The sequence below is a fragment of the Mycobacterium tuberculosis H37Rv genome (assembly GCF_000195955.2).
In the GTDB taxonomy this organism is placed as follows: domain Bacteria; phylum Actinomycetota; class Actinomycetes; order Mycobacteriales; family Mycobacteriaceae; genus Mycobacterium; species Mycobacterium tuberculosis.
Genome location: NC_000962.3, coordinates 739,162 through 752,858, shown reverse-complemented (window position 1 = coordinate 752,858; position 13,697 = coordinate 739,162). Strand labels below are relative to the sequence as shown.

Genomic DNA, 13,697 nt, shown 5'->3' with positions numbered 1-13,697 from the left:
CGTCGCCTGTGCGTCGGTGACGGCCTGACATGTCTGGATTGTGCTCCGGGAGCGCCTTGATCAGCGGCCCAAGCACTTCGCGGACTGTGCCACCTACGCGAGCCGCCAACGGAAGGTCGGCAGCAGATACAAACGTTGCGTGATCAGCTCCCGAACAGGCGCCGCCTCCAGCGGCCGACCCGATTCGGTCTCCGGGTGATATGCGGCAAGTTACGCGAAATCATCCGATTGCGGCGGTCCGGCGGTCGCATCCCCGCGCGCCTTACTGGCCGATTTCGTGCACCGCGTACTTGTGCGTGCCCTCGAGATCGTCGAGGATCGCCGCCTGGGCCTTTTTGGGCAGCGTGTGCAACATCTCGCGAACCCGAGCCTGACGCCGGGCGACCGCTTTGCGCTCCGGCATGCCCGGTGTCGCGCTGATCTGCGGCGGCACGCCCTCGATTTCCTCGACACCGCCCGCGTGGTGGCCGGCATCGAGCAGGGCCTGCTCTTCGGCCATGGTGGCCTCGTCCTTCTCCTCGGACATGCCGATCGGGCCGATGCGCCGGCCGTTGAGGAACTGCCGCACCACCGGCTCGTCGCTGGTGAGTAGCACCTCCCGCGGCCCGAACATCACCAAATGCTTGCGGAACAACATGCCCATGTTGTCCGGCACGGTGCGGGCGATGTTGATGTTGTGCGTCACGATCAGGATGGTGGCGTCGATCTGGGCGTTGATGTCCATGATCAGCTGGCTCAGGTAGGCGGTACGAACCGGGTCCAGACCCGAGTCGGGCTCGTCGCAGAGAATGATCTGCGGGTCAAGGACCAGGGCACGCGCTAGGCCGGCACGCTTACGCATCCCGCCGGAGATCTCGCCGGGGAACTTCTTCTCGTCCCCACCCAGGCCGACTAGGGCCAGCTTCTCCATGACGATGTCACGGATCTCGCTTTCCTTTTTCTTGGTGTGCTCACGCAGGGGGAACGCGGTGTTGTCGTAGAGGTTCATCGACCCGAACAGGGCACCGTCCTGAAACAGCACGCCGAACAATGTGCGGATCTCGTAAAGCTCCTTGGCCGAGCATTCGATGATGTCGGTGCCGTCGATGATGATCGAGCCGCGCTCCGGCCGCAGGAGGCCGATCAGAGATTTCAGAAACACCGATTTGCCGGTACCCGATGGGCCCAGCAGCACGCTGACCTCCCCGGCGGGGATCGTTAGCGTGACATCTTCCCAGATCCTCGAGGACCCGAAGGACTTCGTTAGTCCGTTGACCTCGATGCTGACGCCCATGGGAAACCCTTCTGTCGACGCTCGTGGCTGCCACCGGCCCGTTGTGTGGTATGAGTCACTGTATCGCACCCGAGGCGCCGTCAGGTGGTCGGCGCCCAGTTGCCGTGGAAGCCCATCGGCACACGCTGTGGCAGGTGCACGGTGGCGATCGACTCGAGAGTCTGGGCATCCAGCAAGAGCAGCTGGCCTTCGTCGCGGCCGCGGTGCCAGCCGTAGCCCATGAGAATCCCGTCATCTTCTGCACGCGCCGACGGGTTCGGCACGAACACCATCTCGCCGATCAGCAGGTCGGGATCGAGCGAGGCGACCGTGCTGGACCCGGTCACGCAGTCCTGTTTATACAGCGGAGTCGACAACGCAGCGCCGGCGCCGACGAGAAACCCACCCTCGATGCCGACGGTGTAGGCGAAGCGATGCGGCCCACCCACCAGAGTCTCGTTGATGCGGGGAAACTCCTGCGCCCGATCGTCGCGGCATTCGGCGGTCACCGCACCGGTCGCCAGGTTGATGGTCCAGCGATCCAGCGAGGGCCGGCTGTCACCGCCGGGACCCCGCCGGTCGCGATCAAACATCCGTGAGTAGCGCACCACGTCCAACACCAGCACCTCAGCGCCGTTCCGGCACTCCGAGTAGGCGTTAAGTGGGTGGTATACGTAGCAGGGTTCGATGTCGAACCACCGCACGTCCTCGTTGCCACCCTCGCGCGGCATGACACCGACGCGCGCCGGGTAGCTGGGGTTCCAGGCGTACGGGAGGCGATCGGAGTGACCCTGCATCCGGTTGCCCAACGCCGCTATCGGGTCGGGGATGCGGACACGGCCCAGGACCGACTGGATCACCAACCTGGCGGGCCGTTGCAGCCAGCGTGGCACGGACGCCGGCACCACCTGCATTGGGTCGAAGGTCACCGGCAGGTCGTAGATCACCACGTAGTTGTCGGTCAGGGAGAAGCTGTGCATCATCGGCGATCCCGCCACCTCGATATCAACCGTCCGACGAGCGTGTCCGTCGGTGCCGATCACCGAGTACTGCACTCTGTGTCCGCGGGCGAACGAGTAGGACACCGCGTGCAGTTCACCCGTGTGCGGATCACGCTGCGGATGGGCGGTGTAACCGCCGTGCAGGGTGCCGTCGAAGTCACAGGGTCCCACGGTGTCCAGCTCATCGGTGAGTTCGTAGTTGACCACGCCGGCCTCAACCAAGGCCAGGGTGCGTCCGGCGTGGGTCAGCACGTTGGTGTTGGGACCGCCCTCGATAATCCCGGTGCGCGGGTGAGGCCGGGCCGAAATGGGCTCGCCCAGGGCGGCGCACACCGCGGGTGTGCGGACCCAGCGATTGCGATACCAGCGGGCCTTCCCGTCGCGCAGCGCGACTCCGTGCACCATGGCGTCGCCGGTGAACCAGTGGTAGGTGGCCGGGTCGACCTCCGCGACCGGGTTGGGGCCGTTACGCAGATAACGCCCGTCGAGGTGTTCCGGAATGCGGCCGGTGACCGGCAGGTCGGTGGCAGTTACCTCGGTGCTCACCGGCGCCAGGAAGCCCTCGAGATATGGGTTTTGGGATTCGGCGGCTTGTGCGGTGGTCATGCCGATCTCCTATAACATTGTTATTTCACTGATATTGGAACGGTACGCCCTTGGTGAGAACATGGCAAGGATGACCTCGCAGACCGGTGTTCGCGACGAGCTGCTGCACGCCGGCGTGCGACTGCTCGACGATCACGGGCCCGACGCGCTGCAGACCCGCAAGGTGGCCGCCGCAGCAGGCACCTCGACGATGGCGGTGTACACCCATTTCGGCGGGATGCGCGGACTGATCGCCGCCATAGCCGAAGAAGGGCTACGCCAGTTCGATGTCGCGCTGACGGTCCCGCAGACCGCCGATCCGGTCGCCGACCTGCTGGCCATCGGCACCGCCTACCGGCGCTACGCCATCGAGCGCCCGCACATGTACCGGCTAATGTTCGGCAGCACCAGCGCACACGGCATCAACGTGCCAGCGCGCGACGTGTTGACCCTCAAGGTTGCCGAGATCGAACACCAGCACCCCAGTTTCGCGCATGTGGTGCGAGCGGTGCACCGGTGCCTGCTGGCCGGCCGGTTCGCGACCGCGCTTGGAGCCGACGACGACACGGCAATAGTTGCCACCGCGGCGCAGTTTTGGTCACAGATCCACGGCTTCGTGATGCTCGAGCTGGCCGGCTTCTACGGCGATCGAGGCGCGGCCGTCGAACCGGTGCTCGCCGCGATGACGGTGAACCTGCTTGTCGCGCTGGGAGATTCACCCGAGCGGGCGCAGTGTTCGCTACGGGCCGAGCAGACGCAAAAGAACACGCTGGGCAGAGCTACTTGACGGTGACGGTGGCGCCGGCGGCCTCCAGCTTGGCCTTGGCCTCGTCGGCGGCCTCCTTGGCGACCTTCTCCAGCAGCGGCTTGGGCGCGCCGTCGACCAGGTCCTTGGCCTCCTTGAGGCCCAGGCCGGAAACGATCTCCCGGACCACCTTGATGACGCCGATCTTCTTGTCGCCGGCGGCCTCAAGGATCACGTCGAACTCGGACTGCTCCTCGGCAGCCTCGACGGCGGCACCGGCCGGGGCGGCACCGGCGGCGGCGACGGCGACTGGAGCGGCGGCGGTGACCTCGAAGGTCTCCTCGAACTTCTTGACGAAGTCGGAGAGCTCCAACAGGGTCATTTCCTTGAACGCGTCCAGCAGTTCGTCGGTGGAGAGCTTTGCCATGATGGGCGGTCCTTCCTGGTGTGGGGTACTGGGTGACTACTCGGCTGAGTCTGGGCCTGGGCAGGCCTTCTTTTCCTGCAGGGCGGCCGCGAGCCGGGCCAGCTGCGAGGCCGGCGCGTTGAACAACCCGGCCGCCTTGGCCAGGTTGCCCTTCATCGCACCGGCCAGCTTGGCCAGTAACACCTCGCGGGACTCCAGGTCGGCGATGCGCTCGACTTCGGCCACGGTCAATGGGTGGCCGTCCATGTAGCCGCCCTTGATGACCAGCGCCTTGTGCTCCTTGGCGAAGGTCTTGATGGCCTTGGCGGCGTCGACCGGCTCACCGGTGACGAACGCGATCGCGGTGGGGCCCACAAACAGTTCGTCGAGGCCCTCGATGCCGGCCTCGGAGGCCGCCCGCTTGATGAGTGTGTTTTTGGCCACCGCGTAGGTCGCCGACCCCGTCAGAGACCTGCGTAGCTCGGCCAGGTTGGCCACCGTCAAGCCGCGGTATTCGGTGATCAACGTCGCGGTCGACTCCTTGAACTGCGCTGCGATGTCTGCGACGGCGGTGGCCTTGTCAGCCCTGGCCATGCATACCTCCTGACGGTGCAAGTCTGGTGGCAGTCGGGGTACGACGTGCCGTCTGCGACCACCCGGGAACGACGAACGCCCCGACGCAGGAAGCGGTCGGGGCGTGGAACTAGGCCGGCGCGCGCCGGCGGTGCTGCCTCGTCCTCCTGCGTGGGTCGCCGGGATGCTCCCGGACCTTCAACCGATTGCTCGGTGACCGACGGTCTTCGGTGGATCGGCAACCACAATAGCCTGGCCCGGTCCGGTCAGCCAAAACGGCGACACGTATCGCCGAGTGTGAATCCCGCGACGCCGCACCGGCGTGTCGCGTCGCCAGATTCACAATCGGCATTATGCGATGGCCGCGAGCCTGGCCGCACCCACCAGGCCGGCGGCGCCGCCCAGCTCGGCAGGCACCACCCGCAGGCCGGCCAGAAAGTCCAGCCGGGCGTGGTCGGCTAGCGCCGCACGTAACGGCTCGAACAGCAGGCGACCCGACTTGGCCACGCCGCCGCCGATGACGGCGAGATCCAAGTCGCACACGGCGCCCACCGAGGCGATCATCGCGGCCAGCGCCGCGGCGCCGCGGCGGAAGGCCCGCAGCGCCACCGGGTCTCCGGCCCCAGCCGCCTCGGCCAGCTCTTTGGCGCCGGCCCCGGGCGGCGCGGACCAGCCGTTGGCCCGCGCCCAGCGCGCCAGCGACGGGCCGGACGCGATGGTCTCCACACAGCCACGCCCCCCGCACGGGCACGGCGAGCCATCCGGATCCACCACCACGTGGCCGACGTGACCGGCGTTGCCGGTGCGGCCGAGACAGGGGGCGCCGTCGAGCACCAACCCGCCGCCCACCCCGGTGGACACCACCAAACCCAACAGAAAGCGCGCACCCCGTCCGGCTCCCAGCCAGTGCTCGCCGAGCGCCATGCACACCCCGTCACCCCCCAGCCGCACCGGAACCCCCGGGACCGCGGCGGCGACCCGATCCCGCAGCGGAAAGCCGCCCCAGGATCCGATGTTGATCGGGCTGACGCGGCCGCTGTGTAGGTCGATAGGACCGGCCGAGGCGATCCCCACACCACCGACCGCGCCCCCCGCCACGCCGAGCGCGTCGGCGATCATCTCGGCGACCGCGGCCCAGACCTGTTCGGCTCCGCCATACGCCGGGGTGGGACGTTGGGCGGTGTGCACCAACGTGCCGGCCGGGTCGGCCAGGCCCGCGGCGATCTTGGTGCCGCCGATGTCGAGGCAAAGGGTGAGCATCAGTGCCGGCGGGTGTTGTCGGGTTGGCGCGGGTCGCCGGGGTGCTCATAGCCGGGGGCCAGCACCACCAGGGCGTTCCGGCGCGCGTCCAGCCACACCCGGAAGGCGCGGCGGCGCGCGGCCCCCAACAGATGCTCGGTGATCGCGCGGCGCACCTGATCCAGCGGTGGGGCGGCCGCCGCCGGGGCACGCCAGCCGTGCTGGCCGGGACATGGCGCGGCGAACCGCAGCGGGTTGCGGGCATGGTAGTCGGCCACGGCGTCGTCGGTGACCGCGACCCGCGCGGTGACGGCGGCGAACAACGCCCGCGCCAAAGGATCCGCCAGCACCGCGGCGGCGACGCTGCCGATCTCCAGCCGAGCCGTCGCGTCGGGCAGCAGGTCCGCCTCGGCGGGGGCGCCCGCCGCGGTCAGACCACGTGCGGCGGCCTCGGCGGCTACCACCCGCTCGGTCACGATCAGTTGGGTGAGCCAGCGCCGCAGTTGGCGTCCCTCGCTGGTGCCGCTCGCCGGCAGCGCGGCCGCGCGCGGTCCGTCGCGCAGCCGCGCTTCGGCCGCGTCGACCTCGTCGACCGCTACCGCGACACCGGCGACGGTCGCGACCACCCGCTCGGCGACGATGCGCGCCGCGTCGCGGCGTGAGGAGGAGCCGGGCAATCGGCTTCGCCCGCTCATGTCACGCTCACCTTCACCGCCGGCGAATAGACCAACTGACCCGCGCAACCGACCCGAACCAGGGCCCACCACTGCCCGGGCTCCAGCCAGGCCGGCGGGGTCACATCGAAAGCCAGCTTGGCCATGCCCCGGGCGGGTAGCACGGCGCCGAGCGCGGGCGGGCCGATCCACTCCCAGGTGCCCCAGGGGCTGATCGAGTGCGCATCCAGGGCCAGCTCGGCGTGAGCGCGGCTGCCGATCGTCACCGCCAGCCGGGCCCGGTCGCCGGCGGCCAGCTCGATGTCGGCCGGCCCATCGACGAGGTAGACCAGCTCCTCCAGATCGGAGTCGGCGCCGACGGTGACCACGCACACGTCCTCGACCACCTGGCGCCAGGCGGCCGGTACCGCCGTGTCGACGACGCGCAGCTGCGCGCGGACCGGATACGGTCCCGGCGGCGCGCCGGCGGGAATGCTCAACGCGATGTCGGCCTGCAGGTGCGCCCCGGCGCCCAGCGTGAACGGCAACCGAGCCGGTGTGGCCGGCCAGCCGAGCGGACACACGACGTCGACCACGCCGCCCAGCACCGAATCGGTGCAGTCGCTGGCCGCGGTCAGGCGCAGCACCACGTCGTCACCGGGCTGGCCGCGCACCCGCCGCGGGTGCAGGTGGGCGACCGCGGGCAGCCCGCCCAGCGGCGCCGGGCCGCGGTTGTGCAGCCAATAGCGCGCGTACTGCGGCTGAGCGGTCTCGGCGTGCGGCGCCAACGCCACGTCGTCGGCCGCCAGCACGTTAGCCATATCAGCGGCCACGTCGAGCCGGGCCAGCACGGTGGCGACCTGATAGCCGTGCAGGTCGATGGACGACTTGCGCGCCCTTGCCATTGCGAGCGGCGTTTCCAGCAGGTCGGCCGGCCGGAGGGCGCCTACCTTGCCCAGCTCGCAGCCGATGGTGACCGGGGTGTCGGCTCCTGTCGTTTGCACCAATCGCAGCGCCACCGCGGCGGGTTGGACCGGCCGCGCGCTGCCGGCTGCCAGCGGGTTGCCGGCCGCCTTGAGCGCGCCCAGCTGCACCGAGTCGGCCGGCTCGACGTGCAGCAGCGAGCCGACCGCCGGCAGCTCGCCCTGTGGCCGTCGCGGCGCCACCGCAAGCAGCGGGTGGGAGAACTGCGCGCTGCGCGCCGGGATGCCGGCGCGCCGCCAATCGCCGCCGCCGCAGACAAGCGCGTAGTCGAAGTGGTGGGTCCAGTGCTGGAGTTGGAAATTCGAGCCATCCGGGGCGGTGCGTCGCGGCTGGTCGATCCAGACCCCGGAGGGCCAGCCGGTGCACGACCGCATCAGCGCGGTGTGCAGGGTGCCCTCGGAGTCGACGGCGAAGCTGGGCACCCCACGGTTGAGCAGCGCGACCGTGCGATCCTCGAACGGCTCCATTTGCGGCGCGGCCCGCTGGTGCACGACGATCTCGGCGTCGGCCAGGTCGTCGGCCAGCGACGCCACCGCGGCGCGCAGGTGCTTCTCGTCTCGGCCGTCGATCACCAGCACCGGCAGCGCGCACGGTGCCCGCAAGTCCGCGCCGGGCAGCCAGGCCCGCGCCAACGGGTTCGCGGCCGGCACCCACACCCTGGCCGTGCCGGTCTTCGCCAGCTGCCGCTGCAGTTCGGCGGTGTAGGCCGGGGCGGCCTCGGCCAGCACGGCCTTGGTGAACGTGTTGCGGTCCGGCCCACCGAGCGCGATCCTGGCGTCCGGCAGATTGGAATCGACATCGAGGTGGCCGTAGCGCGGCTTGTCGGCGCCGCTGCAGGTCGCGGTGACGCCCGCGCGGACCAGCGCGACCATCAGGTCGCGCGCCATCGGGCCGGACACCGTCTCCGTCGGCGACACCACCTCGGCCACCGACACCGCGCGCACCCCATCGCCGGCGCGTACCCGCACCGCCGAGGACAACCCGAACCAGCCGTAGGCCGGGTTGTCCAGGGTCCACGGATGCTGGGCGGTGTCCACCGATTCGGGCCCCTCGTGCAGCAACGCGAAACCCCGCCCGACGACGGCGTCCCCCACTTCGCTGATCGGCATGGCGCCGGGTACCGGACACGGCCAGCGCAGCCGCAGCAAGCGGTCTTCCCCGGTGAACTCGTCGATGCTGGTGCGGCAGTCCACCCGGTCGACGCCGTCCCACAAGGTGAGTGTCTGCGTGTAGCGCAGCAGGGTGCCGATCCGCCCCCGCACGACCAACCGCTGACCGAGCGGGCCGCGGTATGCCTGCACCTGCGCCGGGCATGCCGAGGAGCACACCACCGGCCCCGTGGGCAGTAGATGCCACGGACCCTCCCCCTGAGTCGGGTGCGACGGGTATTCCTCGTAGAGGGCCAGCTCGTTGGCTACCCGGCCGGCGGCGATCAGCTGGCGGCCGTCCTGCACCAGCGACGACAACGCCCCGCCACGCTCGGGGTCGACGGCCAGCCGATAGTGCTCGTTGGCGATGTCGGTGCCGGGTACCAATTCCCAGCCTGGCGCCTCGTCGGCGGGCACCAACCGGTAAACCCGCCAGCCCAGCGAGGGCACGTCGCACGCCAGCCAGGTGACCGACCGTCCGTCGTGCTCGACGAGCGCGGCCACCTCAGCCCCGTCGGGATCGAACACCCGCACGCCGGCCTGCAGCGGCGGGTCGACCCTGGCAGTGACGATGTCGGTGCGCCGCTGGGTCAGCGGGTTCCACACGACGACGCGATCGTGCGACGCGGCGACCGCGCCGGACAGCAACCGCAGCGAGTTGTCCCGGGCCGCGCGGCCCAGCTCCCACGCGTCACGCCACCCGGTCAGCAGGTCGAGGTAGACCTGGTCGGACTCCGAGCCGGTGATGGCGTCGTGGTGCGCACCGTAGGCCAGTTGCACCCACGCCTTGGCCAACGCCGCCTGCGGATACTCGGCGCCGGTCAGCAGCGCGGCGAACACCGCGAACCGCTCGGCTTCCAGGACGGCGTTCTCGGCGGCCCGGTTGGCTTGTTTGGTGTCGATGTAGGAGACGTCCTTGCCGGTGTAGATCGGGTTCATGTCGCGGGTCTGCGGCGACGGCACCCAACCACGCTTGGCCAGTTCGGCGCGCACCGCGGCGAAGAACTCCTTGGGCAGCGCGCACACGAAGCGCGGCCAGGTGTAGCGCGCACCCCAGTCGCGGTGGATGGCGGTGACCCACTTGTTCGGCGGGGTGTAGTCGGTGCCCACCGGCAGGAGCACGTTGCGGGTCAGCGCGACCTTTTTGAGCTGGTCGAACAGCGCGTAGGTGGCGGCCTCAGCGTCGGCCAGCGAGGTGGACGAGTCCATCGACCAGCCCGCCGAATAATGCGCCGGCATGTAATGGGTCAACAGGCCGCGACCCGACGGCGCGATCCACTCGAACTCGCTGCAAAACTGCATGCGGTCTACCCCGCCTTGGGCCGGACCCCACTGGTGGTGTGGCCCGCGGGCCCAGGAACTCGACGTCAGCCCGGCATCGGCGGCCAGCCCAGGAAATTGCGGGTCATGGCCGAACACGTCGAGCTGCCACGCGGTGGCCGGCTCGGCGCCCAGCACGTCACGCTGAAAACCGATGCCGTGCACCAGGTTTCGGATGGTGGTCTCCGGGCTGGTGAGGTTGGTGTTGGGTTCGTTGTAGGTTCCGCCCATCACTTCGATACGGCCATCGGCGAGGAACCGGCGCAGGTCGGCGCGGTCCTGCGGGTGGGTATCCCAGTACGGCTTGAGGTAGTCCACGCGTCGCCGAATGTGTAATGAGGGCGGAAATCGGGCCGGATTTCCGCCCTCATTACACATTCGGCGACGCTTACCCAGCAAGTGAGCGGGCTCACGTCAATTGGGAGCTGTCTGCCCCGGTTTGGCACACTGCTCAGATGGGTTCCACCACACACCGCGAGGTGGCCAAGCTTGACCGGGTACCGCTGCCGGTCGAAGCTGCCCGGGTGGCGGCCACCGGTTGGCAGGTCACCCGCACCGCCGTCCGGTTCATCGGCAGGCTCCCCCGAAAAGGGCCCTGGCAACAGAAGGTGATCAAGGAGCTCCCGCAGACCTTCGCCGATCTGGGACCGACATACGTGAAGTTCGGCCAGATCATCGCGTCCAGCCCGGGAGCATTCGGTGAGTCGCTGTCGCGGGAATTCCGCGGCCTGCTCGACCGGGTGCCGCCCGCAAAAACCGACGAGGTGCACAAGCTCTTCGTCGAGGAACTCGGCGACGAGCCGGCCCGGCTGTTCGCCTCCTTCGAGGAAGAGCCGTTCGCGTCGGCGTCCATCGCCCAGGTGCACTACGCGACCCTGCGCAGCGGCGAGGAGGTGGTGGTCAAGATCCAGCGGCCGGGCATCCGCCGCCGCGTTGCCGCCGACCTGCAGATCCTCAAGCGCTTCGCGCAGACCGTCGAACTGGCCAAGCTGGGCCGGCGGCTCTCGGCACAAGACGTGGTCGCCGACTTCGCCGACAACCTGGCCGAGGAGCTGGACTTTCGCCTCGAGGCGCAGTCCATGGAGGCCTGGGTCTCCCACCTACACGCCTCGCCGCTGGGCAAAAACATCCGGGTGCCGCAGGTGCACTGGGACTTCACCACCGAGCGGGTGTTGACGATGGAACGGGTGCACGGCATCCGCATCGACAACGCCGCCGCGATCCGCAAGGCCGGGTTCGACGGTGTCGAGCTGGTCAAGGCACTGCTGTTTTCGGTGTTCGAGGGCGGCCTGCGGCACGGGCTGTTCCACGGCGACCTGCACGCGGGCAACCTCTACGTCGACGAGGCGGGCCGCATCGTGTTCTTCGACTTCGGGATCATGGGCCGCATCGATCCACGCACCCGCTGGCTACTCCGCGAGCTGGTGTATGCGCTGCTGGTGAAGAAGGACCACGCAGCCGCCGGCAAGATCGTCGTGCTCATGGGCGCCGTCGGCACCATGAAGCCCGAGACCCAGGCCGCCAAAGACCTGGAGCGCTTCGCCACCCCGCTGACCATGCAATCGCTGGGCGACATGTCATATGCCGACATCGGCCGCCAGCTCTCGGCGCTGGCCGACGCCTACGACGTCAAGCTGCCCCGCGAGCTGGTGCTGATCGGCAAGCAGTTCCTGTACGTGGAGCGCTACATGAAGCTGCTGGCGCCGAGGTGGCAGATGATGTCGGACCCGCAGCTGACCGGATATTTCGCCAACTTCATGGTCGAGGTCAGCCGCGAACATCAATCCGACATCGAGGTTTAGGCGAGGTCTCGGTGGACATCCGTAGCGGCACCGCGGTCTCCGGTGATGTGAAGCTGTACTACGAGGACATGGGTGACCTCGACCACCCGCCGGTGTTGCTGATCATGGGCCTGGGCGCCCAGATGCTGCTGTGGCGGACCGACTTCTGCGCGCGGCTCGTCGCGAAGGGCCTGCGCGTCATCCGCTACGACAACCGCGATGTCGGCCTGTCCACCAAGACCGAGCGCCACCGCCCGGGACAGCCACTGGCCACGCGGTTGGTCCGGTCCTGGCTCGGTCTGCCCAGCCAGGCTGCCTACACGTTGGAAGACATGGCCGCCGACGCCGCGGCGTTGCTCGATCACCTCGACGTCAAGCACGCGCACGTCGTCGGGGCGTCGATGGGCGGCATGATCGCCCAGATTTTCGCCGCGCGATTCGCGCAGCGGACGAAAACCCTGGCGGTCATCTTCTCCAGCAACAATCACCGGTTTCTGCCACCGCCGGCGCCACGCGCGCTGCTGGCGCTGCTCACGGGTCCGCCGCCGGATTCGCCACGCGACGTCATTGTCGACAACGCCGTCCGGGTCAGCAAGATCATCGGCAGCCCGGCCTACCCGATTCCCGAAGACCAGGTACGAGCCGAGGCCGCCGAAAGCTACGACCGCAACTTCCATCCCTGGGGAATCGCCCAGCAGTTCAGCGCGATACTGGGCAGCGGCAGCCTGCTGCGCTACGACCGGCGCATCGTCGCACCGACCGTCGTCATCCACGGGCGCGCGGACAAGCTGATGCGGCCGTTCGGCGGCCGCGCGGTCGCGCGAGCAATCAACGGCGCGCGCCTGGTGCTCATCGACGGCATGGGCCATGACCTGCCCAGACAGCTGTGGGATCGGGTGATCGGCGAGTTGACGCGCAACTTCTCTGAGGCCGGCTGAGCCGGTCGGCGAGGCGTTGTACGGTTGGCGCGGGAGGTTGTCGCCTATGGCCAAGCTGAGACCATATTACGAAGAGTCACAGTCGGCTTACGACATTTCGGATGACTTCTTCGCGTTGTTCCTCGATCCCACCTGGGTCTACACCTGCGCCTATTTCGAGCGTGACGATATGACGCTGGAAGAGGCGCAACTGGCCAAGGTGGATCTGGCGTTGGACAAGCTGAACCTCGAACCGGGGATGACGCTACTCGACGTGGGTTGCGGGTGGGGCGGGGCGCTCGTTCGGGCCGTGGAGAAGTACGACGTCAATGTCATCGGCCTCACGCTCAGCCGGAATCACTATGAACGCAGCAAAGACCGCCTGGCCGCAATCGGAACGCAACGGCGCGCCGAGGCCCGGCTGCAGGGCTGGGAAGAGTTTGAAGAGAACGTCGACCGGATCGTCAGCTTTGAGGCATTCGACGCGTTCAAAAAGGAGCGGTATCTGACGTTCTTCGAACGCTCCTACGACATCCTGCCCGATGACGGGCGGATGCTACTGCACAGCCTGTTCACCTACGACCGCAGGTGGCTGCACGAACAGGGCATTGCGCTGACGATGAGCGACCTTCGATTCCTCAAATTCCTGCGGGAGTCGATCTTCCCGGGCGGCGAGCTGCCATCGGAGCCCGACATTGTCGACAATGCGCAGGCCGCGGGCTTCACCATCGAGCATGTCCAGCTGCTGCAGCAGCACTACGCACGGACTCTCGATGCATGGGCCGCCAACCTACAGGCTGCCCGCGAACGCGCCATCGCCGTACAGTCCGAAGAGGTCTACAACAACTTCATGCACTATCTGACCGGATGCGCGGAGCGCTTCCGCAGAGGCCTAATCAACGTCGCCCAGTTCACCATGACCAAGTAGCTCGTCCGCTCATATCCGTTCCCTGACCTGGGCAAATTCGATCGCGGTTTAGTGCGGCGGCCCTGTATCGGATAGCATGCCTCGAGCATGCGGGGAGGGGGAAGCATCGGTGCGTTCCGTGCAAGCACCGAAAGGCCACCTAGGGTCCGGAAAGGCATTACACCT

Annotated in this window: 11 protein-coding genes; 4 read left to right on the top strand and 7 right to left on the bottom strand. The window is 68.4% G+C overall.

The features are described from left to right. Positions 1-262: 262 nt before the first annotated feature. Both mkl and Rv0654 read right to left on the bottom strand, forming a co-directional pair. Positions 263-1,342 carry an ABC transporter ATP-binding protein gene (mkl, locus tag Rv0655; protein ID NP_215169.1) on the bottom strand — a complete coding sequence of 360 codons (1,080 nt, stop codon included), beginning with the start codon at positions 1,340-1,342 and terminating at the stop codon, positions 263-265. Positions 1,343-1,353: 11 nt separating this feature from the next. Further along, positions 1,354-2,859 (bottom strand): carotenoid cleavage oxygenase, encoded by a 1,506-nt coding sequence (locus tag Rv0654; protein NP_215168.1) that lies wholly within the window; start codon positions 2,857-2,859, stop codon positions 1,354-1,356. 70 nt (positions 2,860-2,929) lie between these two features. Between Rv0654 and Rv0653c the strand changes: the two genes are divergently transcribed. Further along, positions 2,930-3,625 (top strand): transcriptional regulator, encoded by a 696-nt coding sequence (locus Rv0653c; protein ID NP_215167.1) that lies wholly within the window; start codon positions 2,930-2,932, stop codon positions 3,623-3,625. Here the strand turns inward: Rv0653c and rplL are convergent. From rplL to Rv0648, 5 genes are all read right to left on the bottom strand, one after another. Further along, positions 3,618-4,010: a 50S ribosomal protein L7/L12 gene (gene rplL / locus Rv0652; protein NP_215166.1), complete on the bottom strand. Its 393-nt coding sequence runs from the start codon at positions 4,008-4,010 to the stop codon at positions 3,618-3,620. The genes Rv0653c and rplL overlap by 8 nt on opposite strands. 36 nt (positions 4,011-4,046) lie before the next feature. Further along, positions 4,047-4,583, bottom strand: a complete 537-nt coding sequence (rplJ, locus tag Rv0651; protein ID NP_215165.1) for a 50S ribosomal protein L10 — start codon at positions 4,581-4,583, stop codon at positions 4,047-4,049. Between the two features lie 330 nt (positions 4,584-4,913). After that, a complete protein-coding gene (locus Rv0650) occupies positions 4,914-5,822 on the bottom strand; it encodes a sugar kinase (protein ID NP_215164.1) in 909 nt (302 codons plus the stop codon). Further along, positions 5,822-6,496, bottom strand: coding sequence for a malonyl CoA-acyl carrier protein transacylase (fabD2, locus tag Rv0649; protein YP_177744.1), 675 nt, complete (start codon positions 6,494-6,496; stop codon positions 5,822-5,824). The genes Rv0650 and fabD2 overlap by 1 nt, the downstream gene beginning before the upstream one ends. Next, a complete protein-coding gene (locus Rv0648; RefSeq protein ID NP_215162.1) occupies positions 6,493-10,140 on the bottom strand; it encodes an alpha-mannosidase in 3,648 nt (1,215 codons plus the stop codon). The genes fabD2 and Rv0648 overlap by 4 nt, the downstream gene beginning before the upstream one ends. A 101-nt stretch (positions 10,141-10,241) precedes the next feature. On the opposite strand from Rv0648, the gene Rv0647c reads away from it, so the two are divergent. From Rv0647c to mmaA1, 3 genes are read left to right on the top strand one after another with little or no spacing between them, the layout of a single operon-like run. Next, positions 10,242-11,708, top strand: coding sequence for a hypothetical protein (locus Rv0647c; RefSeq protein ID NP_215161.1), 1,467 nt, complete (start codon positions 10,242-10,244; stop codon positions 11,706-11,708). A gap of 11 nt (positions 11,709-11,719) precedes the next feature. Further along, positions 11,720-12,625 carry a lipase/esterase LipG gene (lipG, locus tag Rv0646c; RefSeq protein NP_215160.1) on the top strand — a complete coding sequence of 302 codons (906 nt, stop codon included), beginning with the start codon at positions 11,720-11,722 and terminating at the stop codon, positions 12,623-12,625. Between the two features lie 46 nt (positions 12,626-12,671). Then, entirely contained in the window at positions 12,672-13,532 is an 861-nt protein-coding gene (mmaA1, locus tag Rv0645c) for a mycolic acid methyltransferase MmaA1 (protein NP_215159.1), read from the top strand. Positions 13,533-13,697: the final 165 nt, after the last annotated feature.